The sequence below is a fragment of the Bordetella saccharivorans genome, assembly GCF_045862855.1.
Classification (GTDB): domain Bacteria; phylum Pseudomonadota; class Gammaproteobacteria; order Burkholderiales; family Burkholderiaceae_B; genus Bordetella_A; species Bordetella_A petrii_F.
In genome coordinates, this window is the sequence record NZ_BAAFZO010000001.1 from 2,158,107 (window position 1) to 2,184,287 (window position 26,181).

The 26,181-nt window shown below is 69.0% G+C and carries 26 protein-coding genes; 13 read left to right on the top strand and 13 right to left on the bottom strand.

The genetic code is table 11. The features are described from left to right. Positions 1-894, bottom strand: a complete 894-nt coding sequence (locus tag ACKTT0_RS10380; protein WP_407849828.1) for an MBL fold metallo-hydrolase — start codon at positions 892-894, stop codon at positions 1-3. Positions 895-1,002: 108 nt separating this feature from the next. Between ACKTT0_RS10380 and ACKTT0_RS10385 the strand changes: the two genes are divergently transcribed. Together ACKTT0_RS10385 and ACKTT0_RS10390 are read left to right on the top strand one after the other, a co-directional pair. Then, positions 1,003-1,956: a LysR family transcriptional regulator gene (locus ACKTT0_RS10385; protein WP_407849829.1), complete on the top strand. Its 954-nt coding sequence runs from the start codon at positions 1,003-1,005 to the stop codon at positions 1,954-1,956. Between the two features lie 147 nt (positions 1,957-2,103). After that, positions 2,104-2,916 (top strand): DUF2242 domain-containing protein, encoded by an 813-nt coding sequence (locus tag ACKTT0_RS10390; protein WP_407849830.1) that lies wholly within the window; start codon positions 2,104-2,106, stop codon positions 2,914-2,916. A gap of 368 nt (positions 2,917-3,284) precedes the next feature. On the opposite strand, the gene ACKTT0_RS10395 is transcribed toward ACKTT0_RS10390, so the two are convergent. From ACKTT0_RS10395 to ACKTT0_RS10415, 5 genes are read right to left on the bottom strand one after another with little or no spacing between them, the layout of a single operon-like run. Continuing rightward, positions 3,285-4,283, bottom strand: coding sequence for a Bug family tripartite tricarboxylate transporter substrate binding protein (locus ACKTT0_RS10395; RefSeq protein WP_407849831.1), 999 nt, complete (start codon positions 4,281-4,283; stop codon positions 3,285-3,287). Positions 4,284-4,337: 54 nt separating this feature from the next. Continuing rightward, positions 4,338-5,381 (bottom strand): NAD(P)H-dependent glycerol-3-phosphate dehydrogenase, encoded by a 1,044-nt coding sequence (locus tag ACKTT0_RS10400; protein WP_407849832.1) that lies wholly within the window; start codon positions 5,379-5,381, stop codon positions 4,338-4,340. 16 nt (positions 5,382-5,397) lie between these two features. Then, the gene (gene secB / locus ACKTT0_RS10405) at positions 5,398-5,925 is read right to left on the bottom strand and encodes a protein-export chaperone SecB (protein ID WP_407849833.1); all 528 of its coding nucleotides are present in this window, start codon (positions 5,923-5,925) and stop codon (positions 5,398-5,400) included. A 54-nt stretch (positions 5,926-5,979) separates the two neighbouring features. Next, complete coding sequence (grxC, locus tag ACKTT0_RS10410) at positions 5,980-6,237, bottom strand: glutaredoxin 3 (protein ID WP_407849834.1); 258 nt, start codon at positions 6,235-6,237, stop codon at positions 5,980-5,982. Between the two features lie 14 nt (positions 6,238-6,251). Next, on the bottom strand, positions 6,252-6,674 hold the full coding sequence (locus ACKTT0_RS10415) for a rhodanese-like domain-containing protein (protein ID WP_407849835.1): 423 nt from the start codon (positions 6,672-6,674) through the stop codon (positions 6,252-6,254). A 183-nt stretch (positions 6,675-6,857) separates the two neighbouring features. On the opposite strand from ACKTT0_RS10415, the gene gpmA reads away from it, so the two are divergent. The 8 genes from gpmA to ACKTT0_RS10455 all read left to right on the top strand — a co-directional run bounded on the left by gpmA (position 6,858) and on the right by ACKTT0_RS10455 (position 15,836). Beyond that, on the top strand, positions 6,858-7,610 hold the full coding sequence (gpmA, locus tag ACKTT0_RS10420) for a 2,3-diphosphoglycerate-dependent phosphoglycerate mutase (RefSeq protein ID WP_407849836.1): 753 nt from the start codon (positions 6,858-6,860) through the stop codon (positions 7,608-7,610). Positions 7,611-7,613: 3 nt separating this feature from the next. After that, entirely contained in the window at positions 7,614-9,176 is a 1,563-nt protein-coding gene (locus tag ACKTT0_RS10425) for a peptidoglycan DD-metalloendopeptidase family protein (RefSeq protein WP_407849837.1), read from the top strand. Positions 9,177-9,202: 26 nt separating this feature from the next. Next, positions 9,203-10,645, top strand: coding sequence for a S41 family peptidase (locus tag ACKTT0_RS10430; protein ID WP_407849838.1), 1,443 nt, complete (start codon positions 9,203-9,205; stop codon positions 10,643-10,645). Beyond that, on the top strand, positions 10,642-11,412 hold the full coding sequence (locus ACKTT0_RS10435) for a HesA/MoeB/ThiF family protein (protein WP_407849839.1): 771 nt from the start codon (positions 10,642-10,644) through the stop codon (positions 11,410-11,412). Before ACKTT0_RS10430 ends, ACKTT0_RS10435 begins: the two co-directional genes overlap by 4 nt. Before the next feature lie 91 nt (positions 11,413-11,503). Then, complete coding sequence (locus ACKTT0_RS10440; protein ID WP_407849840.1) at positions 11,504-12,139, top strand: cysteine hydrolase family protein; 636 nt, start codon at positions 11,504-11,506, stop codon at positions 12,137-12,139. A gap of 93 nt (positions 12,140-12,232) precedes the next feature. Continuing rightward, positions 12,233-12,955, top strand: a complete 723-nt coding sequence (locus tag ACKTT0_RS10445) for a FadR/GntR family transcriptional regulator (protein WP_407849841.1) — start codon at positions 12,233-12,235, stop codon at positions 12,953-12,955. Then, positions 12,952-14,364, top strand: a complete 1,413-nt coding sequence (locus ACKTT0_RS10450; RefSeq protein ID WP_407849842.1) for an FAD-binding oxidoreductase — start codon at positions 12,952-12,954, stop codon at positions 14,362-14,364. Before ACKTT0_RS10445 ends, ACKTT0_RS10450 begins: the two co-directional genes overlap by 4 nt. 41 nt (positions 14,365-14,405) lie before the next feature. Then, a complete protein-coding gene (locus ACKTT0_RS10455; RefSeq protein WP_407849843.1) occupies positions 14,406-15,836 on the top strand; it encodes an aldehyde dehydrogenase family protein in 1,431 nt (476 codons plus the stop codon). Positions 15,837-16,602: 766 nt separating this feature from the next. On the opposite strand, the gene thiC is transcribed toward ACKTT0_RS10455, so the two are convergent. Further along, positions 16,603-18,516: a phosphomethylpyrimidine synthase ThiC gene (thiC, locus tag ACKTT0_RS10460; RefSeq protein WP_094807945.1), complete on the bottom strand. Its 1,914-nt coding sequence runs from the start codon at positions 18,514-18,516 to the stop codon at positions 16,603-16,605. 326 nt (positions 18,517-18,842) lie between these two features. On the opposite strand from thiC, the gene ACKTT0_RS10465 reads away from it, so the two are divergent. Beyond that, complete coding sequence (locus ACKTT0_RS10465; RefSeq protein WP_407849844.1) at positions 18,843-19,457, top strand: SecDF P1 head subdomain-containing protein; 615 nt, start codon at positions 18,843-18,845, stop codon at positions 19,455-19,457. 81 nt (positions 19,458-19,538) lie between these two features. Here ACKTT0_RS10465 and ACKTT0_RS10470 read toward each other — a convergent pair whose 3' ends face one another. Beyond that, complete coding sequence (locus ACKTT0_RS10470; RefSeq protein WP_407849845.1) at positions 19,539-19,988, bottom strand: helix-turn-helix domain-containing protein; 450 nt, start codon at positions 19,986-19,988, stop codon at positions 19,539-19,541. 76 nt (positions 19,989-20,064) lie between these two features. On the opposite strand from ACKTT0_RS10470, the gene ACKTT0_RS10475 reads away from it, so the two are divergent. Continuing rightward, positions 20,065-20,817: a response regulator transcription factor gene (locus ACKTT0_RS10475; protein ID WP_407849846.1), complete on the top strand. Its 753-nt coding sequence runs from the start codon at positions 20,065-20,067 to the stop codon at positions 20,815-20,817. A 12-nt stretch (positions 20,818-20,829) separates the two neighbouring features. Here ACKTT0_RS10475 and proB read toward each other — a convergent pair whose 3' ends face one another. From proB to ACKTT0_RS10500, 5 genes are all read right to left on the bottom strand, one after another. After that, entirely contained in the window at positions 20,830-21,966 is a 1,137-nt protein-coding gene (proB, locus tag ACKTT0_RS10480; protein WP_407849847.1) for a glutamate 5-kinase, read from the bottom strand. Positions 21,967-22,038: 72 nt separating this feature from the next. Continuing rightward, positions 22,039-23,175 (bottom strand): GTPase ObgE, encoded by a 1,137-nt coding sequence (obgE, locus tag ACKTT0_RS10485; RefSeq protein ID WP_407849848.1) that lies wholly within the window; start codon positions 23,173-23,175, stop codon positions 22,039-22,041. 78 nt (positions 23,176-23,253) lie between these two features. Further along, the gene (rpmA, locus tag ACKTT0_RS10490) at positions 23,254-23,514 is read right to left on the bottom strand and encodes a 50S ribosomal protein L27 (protein ID WP_028355199.1); all 261 of its coding nucleotides are present in this window, start codon (positions 23,512-23,514) and stop codon (positions 23,254-23,256) included. Positions 23,515-23,551: 37 nt separating this feature from the next. After that, complete coding sequence (gene rplU / locus ACKTT0_RS10495; RefSeq protein ID WP_012251502.1) at positions 23,552-23,863, bottom strand: 50S ribosomal protein L21; 312 nt, start codon at positions 23,861-23,863, stop codon at positions 23,552-23,554. A gap of 166 nt (positions 23,864-24,029) precedes the next feature. Then, positions 24,030-24,800 carry an IclR family transcriptional regulator gene (locus ACKTT0_RS10500; RefSeq protein WP_407849849.1) on the bottom strand — a complete coding sequence of 257 codons (771 nt, stop codon included), beginning with the start codon at positions 24,798-24,800 and terminating at the stop codon, positions 24,030-24,032. A gap of 114 nt (positions 24,801-24,914) precedes the next feature. Here ACKTT0_RS10500 and ACKTT0_RS10505 point away from each other — a divergent pair, with 114 nt between their 5' ends. Beyond that, entirely contained in the window at positions 24,915-26,072 is a 1,158-nt protein-coding gene (locus tag ACKTT0_RS10505) for a fumarylacetoacetate hydrolase family protein (RefSeq protein ID WP_407849850.1), read from the top strand. Positions 26,073-26,181 lie beyond the last annotated feature (109 nt).

A 26,181-nucleotide genomic window follows, 5' to 3' on the forward strand; every position in this document is an offset into this window, starting at 1 on the left:
CTAGAGGTCGATGCGCATCAGGTCGTGAGCCAGCCGCAGGGGACCCTGGTAATGCTGGCGGATGTCGGCCACGATTTCGTCCATCAAGTGCGGCCCCATCAGCTCCACCGGCAAGTGCTTGGCGGCGGCGCGCTTGATGACCGGACTGGTCGAGTCGAAGTGGCCGAAGTGCGTGGCCACCAGGCTTTTCACGTTGGCCCGCCGGGCGATCCGGCCCAGGTCGGTGGGGCTGGTATGCGCATAGGTGCCTACGCCGGTCTTGGCGCGATGCGCGATGAACGATTCGGGGAACGTGCATTCATGGATCAGCAGGTCGGCATCCTGCGCCAGCCGTACCATGGCGTCGCACGGCGCAGTGTCGCCGCTGAAGGCGACGACCTTGCCTTCGGCCTCGACGCGCACGCCGAAGCACTCGCAGATCTCGCGCGGAATGTGCTCGACCCAGTCCACGCTGATCTTGACCTTGTCGTCCTCGAACACCACGCCCGGCCGCACTTCGCGCACTTCCGGACGCATGGCTTCCAGGTTGGACTGCCGCGCCGGATAGGCGGCTCGCGCCTGGAAGTCGGTACGGTAGGCGCCTTCTTCGAACAGGTGGTCGACGAAATGGCGCGTGCCCTTCGGTCCCAGCACGAGCGGGGCGCCTGTCTTGTTCAGCATCCAGCTCGAGATCACGAAGTAGGGGTAGTCGCAGATATGGTCGTGGTGCAGATGTGTCAGGAACACGAAGCCGACCTTGGCGGGATCGACATTGGCGCGCACCATCTGGCGCGTGGCGCCTTCCCCGCAATCGAACAGGTAGTGCCTGTCATCATCGAGCGTCAGCAGGATGGCCGACTGGCCGCGGTCCGGATCCGGCAGGGCGGCGCCCGTGCCCAGCATGGTGATCTTCATGGATGGTCCCTCTGACAATTACCGGATGTCCGGACCAGTATAGGAGTGCGGTGCATACCTTCTAATCAATTATTAGAATGTTGTGATAACTCTTGGGAATCACTGGCCATGCCCGACTCCACCCGCATCCCCGGCCTCGGCCATATCCACGGCCGTTTGCGCCTGCGCCACCTGAATCTGCTGGCGGCGCTGCGCGAGCAGGGCAGTGTGCACAAGGCCGCCGCACGCCTGGGCATGACGCAGCCGGCCGCCAGCAAACTGCTGCTGGAACTCGAAGACATGTTCGGCGTGCCGCTGTTCATCCGCTCGCGCCGGGGCATCGTGCCGACCGCGTTCGGGCACGCGCTGGCGCGCAGCACCGATGTGCTGTTGGCCGACTTGTCGGGGGCACGCGACGAGCTGGTCGCGCTGGCCGCCGGCGCGGCCGGCCGGTTGCGCGTGGGGGTACAGCAAGTGGCCCTGCCCGTGCTGCTGCCGCGCGCGGCGCGCCGGCTGCGGACCGAATATCCCGGTGTGACCGTGCTGGTGCAGGAGGGCTCGCACGATATGCTCCTGGCCAGCCTGGCGCGTGGCGAGCTGGATTGTGTACTGGGCCGGCTGGGGGCGGGCGCGGCGCAGGCGTCCTTCACTACTGAAGTGCTGTACGACGAACCGATCCTGGTGGTGGCGCGCGTCGGTCATCCGCTGGCCCGCTCCACCCGCATCACACCCGCCGCGCTGGCGCGCCAGGCCTGGATCCTGCCGCCGCCCGAAGCGCCGCTACGGCAGCGTATCGACGCTTATTTCGCGCAGGCCGGGCTGGCGCTGCAGGCGCCGGTCATAGAGTCGGTATCGTTGCTGGCCAACGAAGTCTTCCTGCGCGACGGCGACATGCTGGCCGCCATGCCGCGCGCTGTGGCCCAGCACTACGCCGCGCTCGGCATACTGGCCGTGCTCAAGTTCAAGCCGGACTGGGCCATGCCGACGGTGGGGGTGGTACGGCGCCGGCAGGTCGAGCCCGCGCCGGCGCTGCTGCATTTCTTGCAGGCGCTGCGCATCGAGGCGCAGGCCTTGCAGTGCTGAAAGGCCACGCCGCCCGGCTGGCGGCATTGGCTGCCATCCGGCTGGAGCCATCTGGTAACAAACATAGCGACCTGTATACGCTTGGAATCAGGCCCCGGCGCGAGGATCGGAAATAATGGTTTTTTCATCATTGGCCGGAGGGCGCTCATGCGTTTTACGCCTATCCCGTTCATGCCTGCACAGTACTCCCGGTTCGCAACCCGGGCCGGCCTGCTGGCCTCGCTGATGCTGCTGGCCGCCTGCGCGGCCACGCCGCCGATCGACGAACGCGATTCCTTCACCCAGCGGGACACGTATTCCCGCAATTTCGCCGGCTCCAGCCAGGCGGCCTGCGAAGCGGGACGGCGTTCGCTGCTGGGCCAGGGCTACATCATCGACAAGGCCGAACCCAACCGGGTCAGCGGGCACAAGAACTACCAGGACCAGGAAAACGACAACCAGCACGCGCAGATCGTCTTCAATGTCGATTGCGCGCCTACTGGCAGCGGCGGCGCCGTGGTCTACGCCAGCGCGCTGCGCGAGCTGTACACCATCAAGAAGTCGAGCAATTCGGCCAGCGTGGGCCTGAGCGTGCTGGGCGCGGTATCCATGCCGGTGGGGGCCAGCGACGATTCGCTGGTCAAGACCTCCAGCGAAACGATCGCGCGCGGCGCATTCTACGAAGGCTTCTTCGAACAAGTGGCGCGCAACCTGGCCTCTGCCCAGGCCGCGATCGACGCCGGCACCACGCCGGGCCAACAACCCCGGGCGCCTGACGCCGGCACGGCCAAGCCGGCAACCGGCAGTTCAGGCACGCAGCCGGCGCGGCCTGGAACCACGGCACCGGCCCACGCCGGCCAACGCCAACCTGCCTCGGGCAACCCGCCGGCCCAGCCACCCACCCCGGCCGCGCCGTCCACGAGCGGCAGCGGCGACAACGGCACGCCGGCGCCGACCCCGGCGCCTACCTCGCCACCTTGATCGATCTTCGGGCTGCTCCAGCCGCGCACCGCAAGACAAGGCCATCCGAACCCGGAATGCGTCAGCCAGCCGCGCAGGGCGGCTGGCTGACGCGGCCCTGCAAGACCCTTCCGCCTAAAACGCGCCCGCCTACAAGCGCAAGAACACCACCCGCCCCAGCATCGCGACAATCCGCGTCATCGCGAGTCGGGTCGTGCGGGCAGGGAGTGGCGGGGCGCCTCGGGGACAAGCGAGGGAAACCGAAGGAAGCCGCAGGCTGACGAGGTTGACGACGCGGTGCCGGGCGCGCTGGGCGCCCGGCTGGCCCCGTGAAGCCCCGCCACTCCCTGCCCGCACGGCCCGACGCCAGAAGAACGCCGCCGCCGCGATCAATCCAGCGATAGCTTCAAGCGCCCAATCACCGCATCCCAGCGCGCCTTTTCCGTCTGGATCCGCTCGGTGAGCGCCTGCGGGCTCGACGGCGCGGGCGTGAAGTATTGCTGCGCCAGTTGCTTGCGCACCGCTTCGCTGTCGATGATGCGCGCCAGCTCGCGGTTCAGGCGGTCGACGATGGGCGCCGGCGTGCCGGCCGGCGCCAGGATGGCGTTCCAGGATATTGCCTCGAAGCCGGGATAGCCTTGCGCCGCCATGGTCGGAATGCCCGGCAGCGCGTCGCTGGGCTCCAGGCTGGTGATCGCCAGCGCCTTGACCTTGCCGCTGCGCACCTGCGGCATGGCAATCGCCGGCACCATGAAGCCGGCCTGCACGTCGCCGCCGATGATGGCGCTGATCACCTGCGGAAAGCCCGAATAGGGAATATGCGCCAGGTCGATGCGCGCGTCGTTCTTGAACATCTCCATCGCCAGGTGGGCGGAGCTGCCCGGGCCCACCGAGCCGTAGTTCAGCGCCCCGTTCTTCTCGCGCGCCAGCTTCACGAAGCCGGCCACGTCCTCGACCGGCAGGTTGCCCGGCACGGTCAGCACGTTGGGGCTGGTGGCCACCAGCGTGATGGGCGCCAGGTCCTTCAGCGGGTCGTAGCCCAGCGTCTTCTTGTACAGCGTGGGCGCGGTCACCAGCGGGCCGTTGATGGTGTACACCAGGGTGTAGCCGTCGGGCGTGCCCTTGGCCACCAGGCGCGTGCCGATATTGCCGCCCGCGCCCGGCTTGTTGTCGATGACCACCGGCTGCCCCAGTGCCTGCGCCAGCGGCTCGGCAATCGTGCGGGCCAGCAGGTCGGGCGACGAGCCGGGCGGGAAGGGCACCACCATGTGGATGGCGCGCTCGGGCCAGTCGGCATGGGCGGCGGCCGGCAGCAGCGTGGCGGCCGCCAGGGCCAGGAACAGGCGGCGCAGCAGCGCGCCGGCCCGGGACGGACGGGCTGTGGACATGACGGGGGCTCCTTGGGTTGTCTCGCTAATGACGCGGTTGTTGTTGGTCGTTCTTCAGGTCTCGAGCCGCGCTTCGCGCGCCAGCAGCGCGGAGACGGCGGTCATGGGCGCCACGCCGTCGAACAGCACGGCGCACACCGCTTCGGTAATGGGCAGCTCGACGCCCAGCGCGCGGGCGCGCTGCAGGGCGGCGCGCGCGCAGCGCACGCCTTCGGCGGTGATGCCGCTGGCCAGGATGTCGGCCAGCTTGCGGCCGGCGCCGATCTCCAGGCCCACGCGGCGGTTGCGCGACAGTTCGCCCGTGGCGGTCAGCACCAGGTCGCCCAGGCCGGTCAGGCCGGCGAAGGTCTCGGCCTGGGCGCCCAGCGCCACGCCGAAGCGGGTCATTTCCGCCAGGCCGCGGGTGATGAGGGCGGCGCGCGCATTGGTGCCCAGCGCCAGCCCGTCGCCAATGCCGCAGGCCACGGCGATGACGTTTTTCAGGGCGCCGCCGACCTCGACGCCGACCACGTCGGTGCTGGCGTACACGCGCACCGCCCCGCCATGCAGGGCGCGGGTGGTGGCTTCGCGCACGGGCTCGAGCGTGCTGGCAATGGTCAGGGCCACCGGCAAGCCCTGGGCGACTTCGCGGGCAAACGAAGGGCCCGACAGCACGCCGCCGGCGCTGCCCGGCATGCCGGCCAGCGCTTCGGCGACGATTTCGTGGGGCAGGCGGGCGGTGTCGGCTTCGAAGCCTTTGCAGGTCCAGACGACGGGGGCTTGCGCCAGGCCCAGGGCGGGCAGGCGCGCCGCCAGTTCGCGGCAGGTGGCATCCAGGCCGGCCACCGGCACGCCCAAGATGATCAGGGCGCGCGCGGGGTCGGCCGCAAGCGGCGCGAGCGCCGCCGAGAGGTCGCTGGTGACGGCCAGGGCGTCCGGCAGGGCGACGCCCGGCAGGTAGCGCGCATTTTCGCGAGCGTCGGCCATGGCGGAGGCCTGGGCGGCATCGCGCGCCCACAGCACGGCGCGGTGGCGGCGGCTGGCCACGGCGGCCAGCGCCGTGCCCCAGCTGCCCGCGCCCAGCACGGCGACGCTCAGCGGGGCGGGCAGCGAGGTCATGGGCAGGCCTGTCGGGTTACTGGCGGGTGGTGCCCGGCGGCAGGATGATGCCGGAGTCGTTGCCGTTGGCGCCGCCCTGTTGCTGCTGGGCCAGTTCGGCCAGGCGCTGCTCGTACAGGGCCTGGAAGTTCACTTCGGCCAGGTGCAGGGCCGGCAGCGAGGTGCGGGTGATGGCGTCGGCCACGTTGGCGCGCAGGTAGGGGTACAGCATGGTGGGGCAGACGATGCCCAGCAGCGCGTCCATTTGCTCGGCCGGGATGTTGGCCAGTTCGAAGATGCCGGCCTGGGTGCCCTCGACCAGGTACAGGACCTTGTCGTTGATGCGGGTGGTCACGGTGGCGGTGACGGTCGACTCGAACACCGTCTCGGCCAGGCGCTGCCCACCCACGTTGATGCTGACCTCGACTTGCGGCTGCTCTTGTTCCAGGAACACGTGCGGCGCGTTGGGCATTTCCAGCGACAGGTCTTTCAGGTAGACGCGCTGCAGATTGAACGAAGGCGCGTCGCCGCCTGCCTGCTGGGTGTTTTGGTCCTGTTCAGCCATGAGAATTTCCGGGTAGTAGGGTGGACAAAAGAAGAATGCGGCGGCGCGCCGCGATCAGGCGTTGAGCAGCGGCTCGAGGCCGCCGGCGCGGTCCAGCGCGACCAGGTCGTCGCAGCCGCCGATGTGCTTGTCGCCGATGAAGATCTGCGGCACGGTGCGCCGGCCGGTGCGCTCGATCATGACGTCGCGCTGCGACGGGTCCTGGTCGATGCGGATGATTTCCAGGTCGGCCACGCCGCGCTGCTTCAGCAGGGCCTGGGCGCGCGCGCAGTAGGGGCAATAATCCTTGGAATACATGACAACCTTGCTCATGCGGAGGCTCCGGGTCAGGATTTCTGGGTGACGGGCAGGCCGGCGGACGACCATGCACGCATGCCGCCTTCCATGACGGCGACTTCGGCAAAACCTTGCGAACGCAGGCGGCTGGCGATGCGGGTGGCATCGCGGCCGGTTTCGCACACCAGCACCAGCGGCTTGTTCTTGGGCAGGGAGCCGGCTTTTTGCTCGACCTCGGCCGCCGGCAAGCTGCGTGCCTGGGCGATGTGGCCGGCGCGGAATTGCTCGGCGGGGCGCACGTCGACCCACACGGCCTGGCGCTGGTTCACCATCTGGATGGCTTCGGAGGTGCTGATGCCCCCGCCGCTGCGGCCCTTGCGCAGCGCCGGCACGGCCAGCATGACGCCGGACACCAGCGCCACGGCGACGATGAAGATGTTGTTTTTGTCGAGCAAGAATTGCAGAAGATCCACGGAGGTTCCTGAGATGCGGCGGGCCTGCGCGCGGCGCGGCGCCTGGCTTTGAAACGGCAACCCCGGCGGGGCCCGCCCATGGGGGGCGATGGGCCGGTCTGCCGGGGAAACACGGGCAAAATCGCACAATTATAAAATGACCGCATTCTTCAACCCTGATCCCGCCCCGCGCGGCCCCGAATCATGCACAAACTCGTACTGATGCGTCACGGCGAAAGCCAGTGGAACCTCGAAAACCGCTTCACCGGCTGGACCGACGTCGACCTCACCGACACCGGCCGCGAGCAGGCCCGCAAGGCGGGCGAATTGCTCAAGAAAGAGGGCTACGAATTCGACCTGGCCTACACCTCGGTGCTCAAGCGCGCCATCCGCACCCTCTGGATCGCGCTGGACGCCATGGACGCGATGTACACCCCGGTGGGGATCAGCTGGCGCCTGAACGAGCGCCACTACGGCAGCCTGCAGGGCCTGAACAAGGCCGAGACCGCCGCCAAGTACGGCGACGAGCAGGTCCTGGTCTGGCGCCGCGCCTATGCCATCGCGCCCGAGCCGCTGGCCCTGGACGACGAGCGCCATCCGCGCTTCGACAGCCGCTACGCCAAGATCCCGGCCGACCAGCTGCCGGCCACCGAATGCCTGAAGGACACGGTCGCGCGCGTGCTGCCGTTCTGGAACGAGTCGATCGCCCCGGCCATCCGGTCCGGCCGCCGGGTGCTGGTGGCGGCCCACGGCAACAGCCTGCGCGCCCTGATCAAGCACCTGGACAACATCTCCGATGACGATATCGTCGGCCTGAACATCCCCACCGGCCAGCCGCTGGTCTACGAACTGGATGACGCGTTGCGCCCGATCCGCCATTATTATCTGGGCGATGCCGCGGAAATCGAGGCCGCCATGGCGGCGGTCGCGGCCCAGGGCAAGGCGAAAAAGGACTGATTCATGCGGTTTGCGGCAGGTGTGCTGTTGATGGCCGTGCTGGCGGCGTCGCCGTGGCCGGCCGCCGCGGCCGCATCGGACCTGGCCGATCGCCAGTCCGAGGCCGAGAAGCAGCAGGCCGCGCTGCGCGACCGCATCGGGTCGCTGCAGAAGGAAATCGACGCGCGCGAGGCCGCCCGCAAGGAAGCGGCCGACGCGCTGAAGGAATCGGAATCGGCGATCTCGCGCATCAACCGCCGGCTGCGCGAGCTGGCCGACGCCAACCGCCGCGCCGAAGCCGAGCTGGCCAGCCTGGAGCAGCAGATCGGCGTCCAGCAGCAGGCGCTGCAGCAGCGCCGCGGCGAACTGGCCGATCAATTGCGCACCCAATACGCCAGCGGCCTGTCGCCCTGGACGGCGCTGCTCTCGGGCGACGATCCGCAGCAGTTGGGGCGCAACCTGGGCTACCTGGGCTATGTATCGCGCGCCCGCGCCCAGACCGTGACGGCGTTGCGGCAGGACCTGGACCGCCTGGCGGCCCTGCAGGCCCAGGCCGACGTGCGTCGCGACGAAATCCAGAAAGTGGCGGCCGAGACCGCCGAGCAGAAGACTGAACTGGTGGCCCAGCAGAAAGAGCGGGCCACGCTGCTGGCGCAGCTCGAGGGACAGATCGCCGCGCAGCGCGCCGAGGCGCGCCAGTTGGGGCGCGACGACAGCCGCCTGTCGAACCTGATCGGCGACCTGGAAAAGGCTATTGCCGAGCAGGCCGAGGCGGCGCGCCGCGCCGAGGAAGCGCGCCTGCGCGCCGAGGCAGTGCGGCGCGCACAGGAGGCGCGGCTGGCCGAGGAAGCCCGCCAGAAGGCCGAGGCCGAACGCAAGGCCGCGGCGGCGCGCCAGGCCGCCCAGGCCCGCCGCGATGCCGAGGCGCGCGACGCCGCCCAGGCGCGCGAGCAGGTCGAGGCCGCCGCGCGCGGCCGCGAAACCGGGCGCGACGACGGCCCGGTGGCGCTGGCCGACCCGGACGCGGCCGGGCTGCGCCCTGCCGGCCCGGGCGATGCCCGCGTGGCCAGGCCGGAAGACCGGCCCGCCGCGCCGCCGCCGCAATCCCGCGCGCCCGCCCCGCAGGCCGAGGAGCCGGCCGAGGACGAATCCGCCCGCCAGCCGGCCCCGCGCCGCGCGGCGCCGCCGCCGGGCGGGGGCAACGGGTTGCGACAGGGCCTGCCGGTGCCGGTGCGTGGTACGGTACAGGGGCGTTTCGGGGTCGACCGCCCCGACGGCGGCGTCTGGCGCGGCATCGTGCTGCGCGCGCCGGCCGGCACGGCGGTCAAGGCCGTGGCGCCCGGCACGGTGGTCTATGCAGACTGGCTGCGCGGGTTCGGCAACCTGATCATCGTCGACCACGGCAAGCAGTACATGACCGTGTACGCTTATAACCAGAGCCTGCTCAAGCAGGTCGGGGACCCGGTCGCCGCGGGTGACGCCATCGCCACGGTGGGCGCCACGGGCGGGCAGGTGGAATCGGGCCTATACTTTGAGATTCGCCATCGTGGCGCCCCGGTGGATCCGGCCCAGTGGCTGGCTCTGTAGCCGGGTATCAAAATCAGGAAGTGTGCATGGGCACTCGCAAGTTTCGTGGTTTCGGTCTGGTCGCTATCGGCGCGGTGGCGGGCATCTTGCTCAGCGTGGGCGTCTCGGCGCTCGCCCAGCGCGGCAGCCCCTTGCCGCTCGACGAGCTCCGGCAGCTCAGCAACGTGTTCGCCGCCATCAAGAACAACTACGTCGAGGCGGTCGACGACAAGACCCTCATCAACAACGCCATTTCCGGCATGGTGTCGAACCTGGATCCGCATTCCGCGTATCTGGACGCCGACGCCTTCCGCGAAATGCAGACCACCACGCAGGGTGAATTCGGCGGCCTGGGCATCGAGGTCGGCGCCGAAGACGGCTTCGTCAAGGTCATCTCGCCCATCGAGGACACCCCGGCCGCGCGCGCCGGCGTCATGGCGGGCGACCTCATCATCAAGATCGACGACACGCCCACCAAGGGCATGTCGCTGAACGAAGCGGTCAAGCTGATGCGCGGCGCGCCCAAGACGCCCATCAACCTGACCATCATGCGCGCCGACAACCCGCAGCCCATCGTGGTGCACATCGTGCGCGACATCATCAAGGTGCGCAGCGTGCGCAGCAAGATGCTGGACGACGGCGTGGCCTACGTGCGCATCGCGCAGTTCCAGGAAAAGACCGGCGCCGACCTAGCCCGCCAACTCAAGGAACTGGGCGCCAAGGGCGCGCCCAAGGGCCTGGTGCTCGACCTGCGCAACGACCCGGGCGGCCTGCTGACCAGCGCCATCGGCGTGTCGGCGGCCTTCCTGCCGCCCGACGTGCTGGTCGTGTCCACCGATGGCCGCACGGCCGATTCGCGCCACAAGTACCTGGCCACGCCGTCCGAATATGCGCGCGGCGAAGGCAACTACCTGAGCGGCTTGCCCGGCTGGGTCAAGACCGTGCCCATGGTGGTGCTGGTCAATGTCGGCTCGGCCTCGGCTTCCGAGATCGTGGCCGGCGCGCTGCAGGACCACAAGCGCGCCAAGGTGCTGGGCAACCGTACGTTCGGCAAGGGCTCGGTGCAGATCATCCTGCCGCTCAGCCAGGACACCGGGGTCAAGCTCACCACTTCGCGCTATTTCACGCCCAGCGGCCGCTCCATCCAGGCCACCGGCATCGAGCCCGACTACGTCGTGGCCGACACCGCCGAGGGCGACCTGTTCCGCCTGCCGCGCGAAGCCGACCTGCAGCGCCACCTGTCCAACAAGCAGGGCGACGAGATCAAGTCCACGCTCGATCCCGAAGCGCCGCCGCTGCCGGCCAAGATGTTCGAGTTCGGCGGCAAGGACGACTTCCAGCTCAAGCAGGCGCTCAACCTGTTGGCCGGCCGCCCGGTCGAGAAGGGCAGCGCCCGCGCCCAGGCCAAGGCCAATGCCAAGCCCAGCGCCGGCGCGCCCGAGCGCATGACCATCACGCCGTCCGGAGTCGAACCCGCCAAGGGCCAATGAACGACCAGCAACTGCTGCGCTACGCCCGGCACATCCTGCTCGACGAGCTGGGCATCGAAGGCCAGGAGCAATTCCTGGCCGGCAGGGTGCTGATCATCGGCGCCGGCGGGCTGGGCTCGCCGGCCGCGCTGTACCTGGCCACCGCCGGGGTGGGCGACATCACCCTGGCGGACGACGACGTGGTCGAGCTGAGCAACCTGCAGCGCCAGATCCTGCACCAGGACGCCAGCGTGGGCCGCCCCAAGGCCGAATCGGGCCGCGATACGCTGGCCGCCTACAACCCCGAAGCCCATGTGACGGCGCGTGTCGAGCGCCTGGACGGCGCGCGGCTGGACGATGCCGTGGCGGCCGCCGACGTGGTGCTGGATTGCACCGACAATTTCACTACCCGGCATGCCATCAACCGTGCCTGCGTGCGACACCGCAAGCCCCTGGTGTCGGGGGCGGCGATCCGCTTCGACGGCCAGGTCAGCGTCTACGACCTGCGCCGCGACGACGCGCCCTGCTACCACTGCCTGTTTCCCGAGGCCGACGAAGTCGAAGACGCCAATTGCGCCACCATGGGGGTATTCGCGCCGCTGGTCGGCATCATCGGCGCCATGCAGGCGGCCGAGGCCCTGAAACTGCTGGCCGGGGTCGGCGAAAGCCTGTCCGGCCGCCTGTTGTGGCTGGACGTGCGCAGTATGCAATGGCGCAGCGTCAATGTGCAGCGCGACCCGGAATGCCCGGTCTGCGCCCGGCGCGGCCACGCCGCCGCAGCGGCCTAGCGGCCCTTTTCCTGTCTGCGGCTTGCCTGGCCGCGCGCCCCGCTATACATTCGTCCAAATAGTTGAACCCTAAACTAACGGAGACAGCGCCATGGGCTACCGCATTCCCGCATTCGAGCCGCGCAAGACGGCCTTGCTGGTCATCGACATGCAAAACGACTTCCTGTGCCCCGGCGCGCCGCTGGAAACACCGGCCGGCCGCGAACTGGTCCCCTTGCTGCGCGACACCATCGCGACGGCCCGGCAGGCCGGCGTGGCCATCATCTATACCGCCCACGTGCACCGCCGCGACGGTTGCGACATGGGGCGCTTCCGCGACATCTATCCACCCATCGCCGCCGGCCGGGCCCTGATCGACGAGACGCCGGGCGTGGATATCTACGTCGAGTGCGCGCCGCAGCCGGGCGACCTGCTCATCAAGAAACACCGCTACAGTGCGTTTTTCCAGACCGACCTGGAGATGATCCTGCGCGGCCGCGGCATCGACACTGTCGCCGTGGCGGGCGTCACCACCGAGGACTGCGTGCACGCCACCGCGCGCGACGCCATGTTCCGCGATTTCCACACCACGGTGTTGTCCGATTGCTGCGCCACCTATGATCATCCCGACCTGGGCCAGGGGGCGATGAGCTGGCGCCAGGTGCACCAGGCCACCCTGGTAGTCCTGGCGCAGTCCACCGCGGACGTGCGCACCGCGCGCGAATTCACGGCGGCATTGGGCGCCTGAGGCATCCGGGATAGCGGGCCGCGCGGCCCGCCCGAAACTCGTATCCTACGCCAAAAGTTTTCAGATAACCTGATAAATGCCTATAATCGGCGGATGCTGACCAAGTCGCTCACCCTCACCGAACAGGTCGCCGGCAAGCTTGCCGGCGATATTGCCGCGGGCGTGTACCCGGTGGGCGGCAAGCTGCCCACCGGCAAGGCGCTGGCGCAGTTGTATGGGGTCAGCGCGGCGGTCATCCGCGAGGCCACCGAGCGGCTGCGCGCCCAGGGCCTGGTGGCAAGCCGCCAAGGCGCCGGCTGCACGGTGGTGTCGCGCACCGCCAGCCGGGGGTTCCAGGTGCCCGGGCGCATTGCCCTGGACCGCGTCCAGCTGGCCAGCGTGTATGAACTGCGCATGGAACTGGAAGGCGGCGCCGCCGCCCTGGCCGCCACGCGCCGCACCGACGCCGACCTGGCCACCATGGCGCGCTGCCTGGCCGACCTGGAAAACCACCTGCGGCATCCGGACGAGGGCGTCGAGCAGGACATCGGTTTTCACGCCGCCATTGCCGTGGCAACCCACAATACCTATTACCAGCAGCTGCTGCAGTACCTGAACCTGCAGGTGCGGGCGGCTGTGCGCATGGCGCGCGAGAACACCCTGCAGCACCAGGCTGGACTGGTCGGCGACGTGCAGCGCGAACACGTCGCCCTGTACGAGGCCATCGCGGCGCGCGATCCGCAGCGCGCGCGCCAGGCCGCCGTGTTTCACCTGCAGCGCGCGGCGGCGCGCCTGCGGCTCGATTTCGCTTCCCTGGATACCCCGTCTTCGTCATGAACCCTACCGATTTTTCGCAGCGCCTGGTGCAGAAACTGGGCCCTGATACTGTTGTCACCAACCCCGCGGACATCGCGCCCTGGCTGTCCGACTGGCGCGGCCTGTACACCGGCCAGGCGCAGGCCGTGGTGCGCCCGCGCCGCACCGAAGAGGTCGCCCAATGCCTGGCGCTGTGCCAGCAGGCGGGCGTGCCGGTGGTGCCGCGCGGCGGCAACACGGGCATGTGCGGCGGCGCCACGCCGGACAGCGGCCCGGCCAACGTGGTGCTGAGCCTGGACCGCATGAACGCGGTGCGTTCCATCGATACCATCGCCAACACCATGGTGGCCGAGGCCGGCTGCATCCTGGGCAACCTGCGGCGCGCCGCCGACGAGGCGGGGCGGCTGCTGCCGCTGAGCCTGGCGGCCGAGGATTCCTGCCAGATCGGCGGCAACGTCTCGACCAATGCCGGCGGCGTGAACGTGGTGCGCTACGGCATGACGCGCGAGCTGGTGCTGGGCCTGGAGGCCGTGCTGCCCACCGGCGAGGTGTTCAACGGCCTGCGCACCCTGCGCAAGGACAACACCGGCTACGACCTGAAGCAACTGCTGATCGGCGCCGAAGGCACGCTGGGCGTGATCACCGCGGTGGCGCTGCGGCTGTTCCCCCGCACCGGCGTGCGTTCGGTCGTGCTGGCGGCCGTGCAGTCGCCCGCCCAGGCGCTGCAATTGTTCGAGCTGGTCTACGAGCAGTGCGGGCCGCGCCTGCAGGCCTATGAATTCTTCACCGGCGCATGCGTCGACCTGGTGCTGGCGCACGCCCAGGGCGTGCAGGAGCCGTTCGCGCAGCGCTATCCCGGCTATGTGCTGATGGAGCTGGCCGACACCGCCGACGAGGCCGCGTTGAACGCGCTGCTGGAAAGCGTGATCGGCGCGGCGCTCGAGCGCGAGCTGTGCCTGGATGCCGCCGTGTCGTCGTCATTGGCGCAGTTGCAGGCGCTGTGGAAGCTGCGCGAGGAGATTTCCGAAGCCCAGCGCGCCGACGGCCCGCACCTGAAGCACGATATCTCGCTGCCGATCGAGCGCATTCCCGAGTTCATGCAATCGGCCGAGCAGCGGCTGCGCGCCCTGCACGCCGGGCTGCGGCCGTTCATCTTCGGCCATTTCGGCGACGGCAACCTGCACTACAACCTGTCGCGCCCGGCCGGCGCGCCGCGCGAATGGGCGGCCGAGCATGGCGCGGCCATCACCGACGCGGTGCTGGACGAGGTCAACCGCTATGGCGGCAGCATCAGCGCCGAGCATGGCATCGGCCAGCTCAAGCGCGACCATTTCCTGCACAGCAAAGACCCGCTGGAACTGCGGCTGATGCGCGACATCAAGCGGCTGCTGGATCCGGCGGGCATCCTGAATCCCGGCAAACTGCTGTAGCCGGCCCGTTTTTCACCACCATCATTTCACGGAAGAGACACATGCATGCGAACTACATAGGCGGGAACTGGGTCGACGGCGTCGACGTCCGCGCCAACATCAACCCCTCCAACCTGGCCGACGTCGTCGGCGAGTATGCGCAGGCCGACGCCGCCCAGGCCGGCCAGGCCATCGCCGCCGCCCACGCGGCCGCCTACGAATGGGCCCGCACTACCGGCCAGCGGCGCGCCGATATCCTGGACGCGGTCGGCAACGAGATCCTGGCGCGCAAGGAAGAGCTGGGCCGGCTGCTGTCGCGCGAAGAGGGCAAGACCCTGCCGGAAGGCATCGGCGAGGCCACCCGCGCGGGCTACATCTTCAAGTTCTTCGCCGGCGAGGCGCTGCGCATCCCGGGCGAGAAGCTGCCGATGGCGCGCCCCGGCATCGAGGCCGACGTGACGCGCGAGCCGGTGGGCGTGGTGGGCATCATCGCGCCGTGGAACTTCCCCATCGCGATCCCGGCCTGGAAGATCGCGCCGGCGCTGGCCTACGGCAACACGGTGGTGTTCAAGCCGGCCGACCTAGTGCCGGGCAGCGCCTGGGCGCTGGCCGAGATCCTCAGCCGCGCCGGCCTGCCGGCCGGCGTGTTCAACCTGGTGATGGGCCGGGGCAGCATCGTCGGCCAGGCCATCCTGGACGACAAGCGCGTCGATGCCATCAGCTTCACCGGCTCGGTCGCCACCGGCCGCCGCGTGGCCCAGGCGGCCATGAACCGCATGGCCAAGGTGCAGCTCGAAATGGGCGGCAAGAACCCCATGGTGGTGCTGGACGATGCCGACCTGAAGGTGGCGGTGGAAAGCTGCGTCAACGGCGCGTATTTCTCCACCGGCCAGCGCTGCACGGCGTCCAGCCGCCTGATCGTGCAGAAGGGCATCTACCCGCGTTTCGTGGCCGCCGTGCAGGAGCGCCTGCAGGGCCTGAAGATCGACGACGCGCTGCTGCCGGGCACCGACATCGGCCCCGTGGTCGACGACAGCCAGCTGGCGCAGAACCAGAAGTACATCGGCATCGGCCGCGACGAGGGCGCCAGCCTGGCCTATGGCGGCGAGCTGGTCAAGCGCGCCACCGAGGGCTACTACATGACGCCCGCGCTGTTCGTGGACTGCGGCAATGACCTGCGCATCAGCCGCGAGGAAATCTTCGGCCCGGTGGCCGCGGTGATCCCGGCCGACTCGTTCGAGCACGCGCTGGAGCTGGCCAACGACACCGAATTCGGCCTGTCGGCGGGCATTTGCACCACGTCGCTGAAGTACGCCACCCAGTTCAAGCGCGACGCGCAGGCCGGCATGGTGATGGTCAACTGCCCGACCGCGGGGGTCGACTACCATGTGCCGTTCGGCGGCCGCAAGGGTTCCAGCTATGGGCCGCGCGAGCAGGGGCGCTACGCGGCCGAGTTCTACACCACCGTCAAGACGGCTTATACCGCGGCCTGATCGTGCCGTTGCTCGTGGCGTAGCGGGGTAGTGGGCGTTGTCGTCCTATTGACGTCGTTGCGGGCGGGCGGGGGGCGGCGGGGCTTCCGGGGCCGCCCGGGCGCCCTGCGCGCCCGGTACCGCTTCGTCAACCTCGTCGCTGCGCTCCTTCGGTTTCCCTCGCTCGGCCCCGAGGCGCCCCGCCACCCCCCGCCCGCCCGCAACGACTCACGATAGGTCGTTATCGTCACATCGCCGGGGCGAGCCGCGTTCTTCTGCTTCGTGGCCGCGGTGGGGTGAACAGGAACAATGTAGCGGGCCGCGCGGACGGGCCGCCCCGCGCGGCCCGTCCGCGCATCTGGTTTTCGCATGCTACGGCCTGGAGCCACGGCATCCCGTCTCGTTGGTAGCGCGCCGTTACCACTTCCATTCACGCCGCGCGACCACCGAATGGCCGGACCAGCCGCGCAGGGCGGCTTGTCCGGCCGGCCCCGCACCATGTTCTTCTTTTAGTTGGAGTTCCCACGAAGCTGAAGAACCCTATCCGTCCCGCCGGCGTGTGGGATTGAGTTGCAATGAGTCGAGGCGTGGCGCTGGCTGGGGCGGGGCGCCTCGGGGCCGAGCGAGCGGATGTCGAAGGGAGGGCCGGACGGCCCGGACGAGACGAGCGAAGCGGTGCCGGGCGCGCAGGGCGCCCGGACGGCCCCGGAAGCCCCGCCCCAGCCAGCGCCACGCCTCGACGCCGCAAGAACCCAACCTCAGCCCGCCCGATAGGCAGGCCTAGGCCTTACGTCTGGTGGTAAATCTCCGCCCCTTTCTTCACGAACTCCACCGCCTTCTCCTGCATGCCCTTCTGCAGGGCGTCTTTCTCGTTCACGCCTTGCGCGGCTGCGTAGTCGCGCACGTCCTGGGTGATTTTCATGCTGCAGAAGTGCGGCCCGCACATGGAGCAGAAGTGCGCCACTTTCATCGAGTCCTTGGGCAGGGTCTCGTCGTGGAACTCCTTGGCGGTGTCCGGGTCCAGGCCCAGGTTGAACTGGTCGTCCCAGCGGAACTCGAAGCGCGCCTTGGACAGCGCGTTGTCGCGGATGGCGGCGCCCGGGTGGCCCTTGGCCAGGTCGGCGGCGTGGGCGGCGATCTTGTAGGTGATGATGCCGTCCTTGACGTCCTTCTTGTTGGGCAGGCCCAGGTGTTCCTTGGGCGTCACATAACAGAGCATGGCCGTGCCGTACCAGCCGATCAGCGCCGCGCCGATGCCCGAGGTGATGTGGTCGTAGCCCGGCGCGATGTCGGTGGTCAGGGGGCCCAGCGTGTAGAACGGCGCTTCGTGGCAGTGTTCCAGCTGCAGCTCCATGTTCTCCTTGATCATCTGCATCGGCACGTGGCCCGGGCCTTCGATCATGACCTGCACATCGTGCTTCCAGGCCACCTGGGTCAGTTCGCCCAGCGTCTTGAGCTCGGCGAACTGGGCCTCGTCGTTGGCGTCATAGCCCGAACCGGGCCGCAGGCCGTCGCCCAGCGAGAAGCTGACGTCGTAGGCCTTCATGATTTCGCAGATTTCCTCGAAGCGCTCGTACAGGAAGCTTTCCTTGTGGTGCGCCAGGCACCACTTGGCCATGATCGAGCCGCCGCGCGACACGATGCCGGTCATGCGGTCGGCCGTCATGGGAATGAACGGCAGGCGCACGCCGGCGTGGATGGTGAAGTAGTCCACGCCCTGTTCGGCCTGTTCGATCAGCGTGTCGCGGAAGATCTCCCAGGTCAGTTCCTCGGCCTTGCCGTCGACTTTCTCCAGGGCCTGGTAGATGGGCACGGTGCCGATCGGCACCGGCGAGTTGCGGATGATCCACTCGCGGGTTTCGTGGATGTGCTTGCCGGTGGACAGGTCCATCACCGTGTCGCCGCCCCAGCGGATGGCCCAGGTCATTTTCTCGACTTCTTCGCCGATGCCCGAGCTGACCGCCGAGTTGCCGATGTTGGCGTTGATCTTGACCAGGAAATTGCGGCCGATGGCCATCGGCTCGACTTCCGGGTGGTTGATGTTGGCCGGGATGATGGCGCGCCCGCGCGCCACCTCGTCGCGCACGAATTCAGGCGTGATGGCGGCCGGGATGGCGGCGCCGAAGGATTGCCCCGGGTGCTGGCGCAGCAGGCGGCGCGCCAGCTTCTCGCCGTCCGGACCGCTGGCCCGTAGTGTTTCCAGATACTGCTCGCGGCGCAGGTTCTCGCGGATGGCGACGAACTCCATTTCCGGGGTGACGATGCCGCGCCGGGCATAGTGCATCTGCGACACATTGGCGCCCGGACGGGCGCGGCGCGGCGGGCGCTGCAGGTCGAAGCGCATGGCCGTCAGCTTCGGGTCGGTCAGGCGCGCCTTGCCGTAGTCGCTGGTGGGGCCGGCCAGCACTTCGGTGTCGCCGCGCTCTTCGATCCAGGCCTTGCGCAGGGCCGGCAGCCCGCGGCGGATGTCGATCTTGACGTCCGGGTCGGTGTACGGGCCGCTGGTGTCGTACACCGTCAGCGGCGGGTTGCGTTCGCCGCCGAACATGGTGGGCGTGTCGTCCTGCGAGATCTCGCGGAACGGCACGCGGATGTCCGGGCGCGAACCGGTCTCGTAGATCTTGCGGGATTTGGGCAGCGGCGCGACGGCGGCGGCATCGACCTCGGCCGTGGCTGCCAGGAACTTCGGATTGGCGTTCATGAGGAAAGCTCCAAGAAATAGTCTGGAGCCGAATCGGGATGGATTCCGGGCCGGGCGGGGCCGCGCGCGAGGCGGGGCGGGCACGGAATACGCTCCCAGCATCGGCATTATCCGTACTGGTACGAAGGGACTCTCTCAACACGTCGGGCGCGGATTGCGCCGACGAGTACCCCTGCGTGAACCCGCAGTATAGGCCGGATTGCGGCTTACATCTGTATACGCTTGGGACTATCGGGGGACGCGCTTGCCCTGTAAACTTTTTTGTAACGCCGGGAGTACGTTGCCTGGCATGCCTGTCCCCAGTCATTTGAAGAAGGAATCGAATCATGCAACTGACCCTCCGCAAGCTGGCTCCGGCTTTCGCTGCCCTGGCGCTCGTGCTGGCAGGCTGCAAGACCGCTCCCACCCAGAAGGCCGAGACCGATGCCGCCGGCACCACCCAGCCTCAACCGTCGCAGCAGGCCTCGGCCGCCGCGGTCGAGTTCTACGTGGCCCAGCCCGACCAGGCTCCGGGCCTGATGGAAGTGAAGATTCCCGACGGCGCCCTGTACATGCAGCGCCAGCCCGTGCTGACCCGCAGCGACCTCACCGAAGCCGCCGCGCTGGTCGACCGCCAGGGCCAGAATTTCGTCGGGCTGCGCTTTACCGAAGAAGGCGCGCGCAAGCTGAACGACATCAGCAGCAAGAACATCGGCAACATGCTGGCCCTGGTCATCGACCGCGAACTGGTGGCCGCGCCGCGCATCGCCGAGCCGCTGAACCGCGGCGTGCTGGCCTTCAGCGTGCCGTCGGCCCAGGCCGCCTCGGAAATCGCCGCCAAGATCCGCGGCGACCAGCCCGCGCCCGCCAATGGCGCCACGCCGGCCGCTCCCGGCGCCGGCACGGGCGCCACGCCGCCGTCGCCGGCCGCGCCCACCGCGCCGGCTTCCAAGACGCCCTGAAAGGCAGGTAATCAGTAATCAGGGATTCCCGCCCGGCGCTGCCGGGCGGGCCACCGCGCCGGGGCCCGTGGAGAACCGGCCCTAGGCGCCGCCGCGGCGCTTGCGGCCCTTGGTGTCGGCGTAGCCGCGCAGATAGCCGTCGACGATCATGCGCAGCCACTTGTCCACTTCGTTCCGGTCGCTGGTCGACAAGGTCTGGATCAGGCTGGGCGGCACCGTGGGAAACGGCCACGGGGCGGGGGTTCCGGCTGGTCCCGCGGGGGCGGCGGGCTCCGTCAGCACGTGCGGACCGGGCGCGCCGGGCAGGCTGTAGGCTTCCCGTTTTTCCATGGGGCCCTTGCCGGTTTCCAGCCAATCCAGTTCGATGCGCAGCACGCTGGCGATCTTGCGGCTCGACCGGCTGGAACGGCGCTGTCCGCTTTCGTAGCCGGCGATCGAGCTTTGCGACAGACCGCAGGCGCGCGCCAGGCTTTCCTGCGTATGGTGGCGCAGCGTCCTGGCGTATTTCAATCGGTCCGAAAATGTCTTCACGAAGCGATTGAACCGTGCGTTCAGATTACTTTGGCGATACTCGAAATTACTTTTGTGGTTTTCGCCGAGGAAATTCATGCACATTGCGTCCGACGCCATCGTCATCCAATGCGGCACATCCCGTCGCCCGCACTTGCCGGAAGCACTCTCCGCCGTCGGCTGGTCAGTTCGCGGCTGCAACGCCATTGCCCAGCTCGGAGCCCTGGCGGAGCAGGGCACTGCGCAACTGCTCGTCCTGGAAGCTGCCACCGAATTGCTGTGCACGCTGGCGGGCATCGCCCGCTTCACGGTGCCTGGCGCCGTACTCATTGCCCTGGTCGACGCCGAGGCGGTCGGGCCGCGGGTCCTTGCCCTGGAGGCTGGCGCCGACGCCTGCTGCACCGTCCAGGTCGACATCCGCGAGCTTTCCGCGCTGGCCCGGGCCCTGTACCGACGGCGCGAAGACCGTGCCCCGCGGCCAGACGGGCGCGGGCCGGCCTGGCAGTTGATTGGCGGGGGCAGGGTGCTGGCGGGGCCGGCAGGCCAGCGCCTGCCGCTGACGTTCACCGAAAGCGCCTTTCTGCTGCGCCTGTTGTCCACGCCGGGTCATCGCCTGCCGCGCGAGCGGCTGATCGCCGCCGCCAACGGAGCGGCCCATATCGGGCAGTCGCCCCGCAGCGTCGATGTCATGGTGTCGCGGCTGCGCGCCAAGGCGCAGCGGCTGGGCGTCGAGCTGCCGCTGCTGGCCGTGCGTCAATGGGGGTACATGTTTCTGGCCGACGAGCCTGGCGCGGACGGCCCGGCCACGGGCCCCGATTGCGCGGCGACTGGCGGCCGGGGCGCTTTCTAGCGGGAACAGGTCCTAGGTCACCACCAGGTTGTCGCGGTGCATCAGTTCCGGGTCGGTCATGCTGCCGAGAATCTGCGCGATGCGCGACGAAGGCTGGCGCAGGATGCGGCGCGTATCGGCGGCCGAATAATTGATCAGGCCGCGCGCGCATTCGGCGCCCTGGGCGTCCACGCAGGCGACCACGTCGCCGCGCTCGAACTCGCCCTGCACCTCGACCACCCCGATGGGCAGCAGGCTCTTGCCTTCGTGCAGCAGGGCCCGCACCGCGCCGTCGTCCAGCACCACGCGACCGCGCAGCCGCAGGTGGTCGGCCAGCCATTGCTTGCGCGCCGACCATACCGGCAGCACCGCGCGCAGTTCGGTGCCGATGCACTCGCCCTGTGCCAGGCGCGTCAGCACGTTGCGCTCGCGCCCCGAGGCAATGACGGTGTGCGCGCCGCTATGCGCCGCGCGCTTGGCCGCCAGGATCTTGGTCAGCATGCCGCCGGTGCCGATGCCCGAGCCCGCGCCGCCCGCCATGGTTTCCAGCGCGGTGTCGCCCGCCTGCGCATGCGCGACGAATACCGCGGCCGGGTTCTTGCGCGGGTCGGAATCGTACAGGCCGCGCTGGTCGGTCAGGATGACCAGCGCATCGGCCTCGATCAGGTTGGTGACCAGGGCGCCGAGCGTGTCGTTGTCGCCCAGGCGGATCTCGTCGGTGACGACCGTGTCGTTCTCGTTCACGATGGGCACCACGCCCAGGCGCAGCAGGGCAAAGATGGTGCTGCGCGCATTCAGGTAGCGGCGCCGGTCGGCCAGGTCTTCGTGGGTGAGCAGGATCTGCGCGGTGCGCAGCCCGTGCTCGGCGAAAGCTGCTTCGTAGGCCTGGCACAGCCCCATCTGCCCCACCGCGGCGGCGGCCTGCAATTCGTGCATGACCGACGGGCGCTTGCGCCAGCCCAGCCGCGCCATGCCTTCGGCGATGGCGCCGCTGGAGACCAGTACGACTTGCTTGCCCTGCTGGCGCAGCGCGGCGATCTGGGCGGCCCAGTGCGCCACGGCGGCGCGGTCCAGGCCGCGGCCTTCATTGGTGACCAGGGATGAACCCACCTTGGCCACCAGCCGGGTGGCGGAGGCGATGACGGAAACGGCGGTATTGTCGGCAGTCATGGCGATGACCGGTGTTGCGATATACGGATGCCGCGAGGCGCGGCCGGCGGTGAACGAGAGTGCGATTATGGCTTATTCGTCACCGCCATGCGGCGCATTGGGCGCCGGGCCGTCTTCGCGCGTGGCGTCGAAGCGCGGGTCTTCGGCCACGTAGGTGCCGTCGGCCTGGTCCTGCGCCAGGTGGTCCTTGCGCTGTTCGGCGTCCAGGTAGTCCTGCAGCGCCCAGATCAGGTCCTGGGTGCCGTCGCCGTTCAGGCCCGAGATGGCGAACACCGGGCCCTGCCAGTTGAACAGCTCGACGAAGCGCTGCCGCGCGGCGTCCGGGTCGGCCACCATGTCGAGTTTGTTCAGCACCAGCCAGCGCGGCTTGGCGGCCAGTTCGGGGTCGTAGCGGCGCAGTTCCTCGACGATGGCGCGCGCGTCGGCCACGGCCTGCCCGATGGGATCGGCGTCCGGGTCGGGCGAGGCGATGTCGACCAGGTGCAGCAGCACCCGGGTGCGCGCCAGGTGGCGCAGGAACAGGTGGCCCAGGCCGGCGCCTTCGGAGGCGCCTTCGATCAGGCCGGGGATGTCGGCCACCACGAAGCTGCGCGACGGCGAGGTGCGCACCACCCCCAGGTTGGGGTGCAGGGTGGTGAACGGGTAGTCGGCCACCTTGGGCCGCGCATTGGAAATGCGGCTGATGAGGGTGGACTTGCCGGCATTGGGCAGGCCCAGCAGGCCGACGTCGGCCAGCACCTTCAGCTCGAGCCGCAGGCGGCGCTGCTCGCCTTCCTTGCCGGGGGTCCACTGGCGCGGCGCGCGGTTGGTGCTGGACTTGAAATGCAGGTTGCCCAGGCCGCCCTGGCCGCCGGCGGCCAGGGTGACTTGCTGGCCATGGCGATTCAGGTCGAACAGCAATTCGCCGCTGTCGGCGTCGTGCACGATGGTGCCCACCGGCACGCGCAACGTGATGTCGGGCGCCGCGGCGCCGTATTGGTCCGAGCCCCGGCCGTTCTCGCCATTCTTGGCGCGGTGCAGGCGGGCGTAGCGGAAGTCGATCAGCGTATTGATGTTGCGGTCGGCCACGGCGTAGATGCTGCCGCCGCGCCCGCCGTCGCCGCCGTCCGGGCCGCCCTTGGGAATGAATTTTTCGCGGCGAAAGCTCGCCACGCCATTGCCGCCCTTGCCGGCGATGACCTCGATGGTGGCTTCGTCTACGAATTTCATGGAAGTACTCGAATGCTGAAGCAAAAAAGCCCTGCCGCGTGCGACAGGGCTTTTGCCGTCATGGGTAACGGCGGGCCGTTACTCGGCCGCCACGACCGACACGGTCTGCTTGTTCAATGCGCCCTTGAAGCCGAATTGAACCTTGCCGTCGACCAGCGCGAACAAGGTGTGGTCCTTGCCGATGCCGACGTTGGTGCCGGGGTGGAAACGGGTGCCGCGCTGGCGCACGATGATCGAGCCAGCCGGGATTTGTTGGCCGCCAAAAACCTTGACGCCCAGTCGCTTCGATTCTGAGTCGCGACCGTTACGCGTAGAGCCGCCGCCCTTTTTCTGTGCCATGTTGATAGCTCCTGCTAATCAATAACCGGGATGATCGTTAGGCCGTGATGGCTTCGATGCGGATCTCGGTGTAGTTCTGACGGTGGCCCTGATGCTTCTGGTAGTGCTTGCGACGGCGCATCTTGAAGATCTTGACCTTGTCGTGCCGGCCATGCGCAAGAACCGTCGCCTTGACCACGGCGCCAGCGACGAGAGGAGTGCCAACCTTGAGTTGGTCGCCTTCGCCCACCGACAGGACCTGGTCCAGGGTGATTTCTTGCCCGATGTCAGCAGGTATCTGTTCTACCTTGAGTTTTTCGCCAGCGGCAACGCGATACTGCTTGCCACCGGTTTTTACGACCGCGTACATGGGTTTTTCCTTGAGGGTTTCGTACTTAAAACGTACTAAGAACTTCGTGCCGACTTCGCCCAGCTTCGCAAGCAACGCGGGCTGCGAACGGGTTTCCGTATCGACCGAACCATAAATTCTAGCCCGTGCCTGTGGAAAAGTCAAAAACCCCTTACAGGGCAGGCGCTTAGCGGGCTTCCGGCGCCAGCGCCACGCGAGCGGCGATGGCCCGGGCGGCGCGCCGCACCCCCTGGGTCACCGCCTGCACGTGCGCGGTGTCCAGGCGGTCGGCCGGCACCGACGCGCTGACGGCCACCCGCTTGCCCAGCGCCGTCTCGCCCACGCAGGCGGCATAGCAATACAGGCCGGCGGCCACTTCTTCGCGGTCGTACGCCAGGCCGTCGGCGCGCACCTGCGCCAGTTCGCGCAGCAGGGCCTCGCGGTCGGTCTGGGTGCGCTCGCTGACCGCCGCCAGGCGGGCCGGCAGCGCCCCGGCCAGGGTGTCGTCCGGCAAGCTGGCCAGCAGGGCCTTGCCCAGGGCGCAGGCGTGAGCCGGCAGGTGCGACCCCAGTTCGGATACCAGCCGCACCGGCCGGCGCGCGTCCTCGCGCGCCAGGTAGACCACCTCGGCGCCGTCCAGCACGGCCAGTTGCATGACTTCGTTGTGGCGCTCCACGAATTCGGCGGCGGCGGCGCGGAAGGCCGCTTGCAGCCCGTCGTGGCGCAGGTAGGCCGCGCCCAGCGCCATGAGTTCCAGCCCGATGACATAGCCGTCGCCGGCGCGGTCGACCCAGCGCCGCTGTACCAGCGAGTCCAGCAGCAGGTACAGCGAGCTGCGCGGCATGGCGCAGGCGCGCGCCAGGTCGGCCGCCCGCAGCGGTTCGCGCTGGGCGGCCAGGGCCCGCAGGATGTCGTGCGCGCGGCGGATGGCGGGCACTTCGTAGTCGGTCGTTGCCATGCTGTCCAATATATTGGAATAAAAGTCATTATATTGGACATTCCCTGCCGGCGTTTCTAGACTTGCCGTCATACGACGGGGCGATCCGCCGCCCCGCGACCCGGAGACACCCGCATGCCCCTGTCCAATGATTTGCCCGTAGACCTCGACCGCGCCTTGCTGGTAGGCCGCGTCTGGCGGCCCGCCCCCATCGACGGCCCGAGCGTGGTGGCCGTGCGCGACGGCCAGGTCGTCGACCTGACGGCCATCGTGCCCACGCTGGCCGACTTGCTGGACCGCCCCGATCGCCTCGACATCGCCCGCCATGGCGAAGGGGAATCGCTGGGCCCGGCCAGCGAGTTGCTGCGGCGCAGCCTGGCCGGCGCCGCCGGCGAGGGGCCGACCCCGCTGGCGCCCTGCGACCTGCAGCCCGTCAAGGCGGCCGGCGTGACCTTCGCGGTCAGCCTGCTGGAGCGCCTGATCGAAGAGCAGGCCGGGGGCGACGCCAGCCGCGCCGAGGAGGTGCGCGCGCGCATCCATCGCCTGATCGGTTCCGACCTGTCGCAACTGCACCCGGGGTCGCCGCAGGCCATGGCCCTCAAGGCCGAGCTGCAGGCGCGCGGCCAGTGGTCGCAATACCTGGAAGTGGGCATCGGCCCCGACGCCGAGGTATTTTCCAAGGCGCCGCCCATGGCGTCGGTCGGTTCGGGGGCCTGGATCGGCCTGCTGCCGCAGTCCGAGTGGAACAACCCGGAGCCGGAAATCGTGCTGGCCGTCGACAGCCGCGGCGAGGCGGTCGGCGCCACGCTGGGCAACGACGTCAACCTGCGCGATATCGAGGGCCGCAGCGCCCTGTTGCTGACCAAGGCCAAGGACAACAACGGCTCGTGCGCCATCGGGCCGTTCGTGCGCCTGTTCGACCCGCATTTCACCCTGGACGACGTGCGCGGCGCCGATGTGTCCCTGCGCATAGAAGGGGAGGACGGCTTCGTGCTCGACGGCGTCAGCCACATGCGCGAGATCAGCCGCGACCCGCTCGACCTGGTGCGGCAGGCCTGCCAGTATCACCAGTACCCGGACGGGTTCATGCTGTTCCTGGGCACCATGTTCTCGCCCACCCAGGACCGCGCCGGGCAAGGCAGCGGCTTCACGCACCGGCAGGGCGACGTGGTGCGGATCGCCTCGCCGCGGCTGGGCGCGCTGGTCAACCGCGTCGGTTTGTGCGACGGCATTCCACCCTGGAACTTCGGCGTGCGCGCCCTCTACGCCCATTTGCGCCAGCGCGGGTTATAGCGCGATTGGCGGCGCGGACGGGGACGCATACCCCGTATAATTCGGCAGACCCCGGTTCCGGCACGGCGCGCCCGTGCCGCGGACCAAAGAGCCAAGGGTCGGCTCCCCT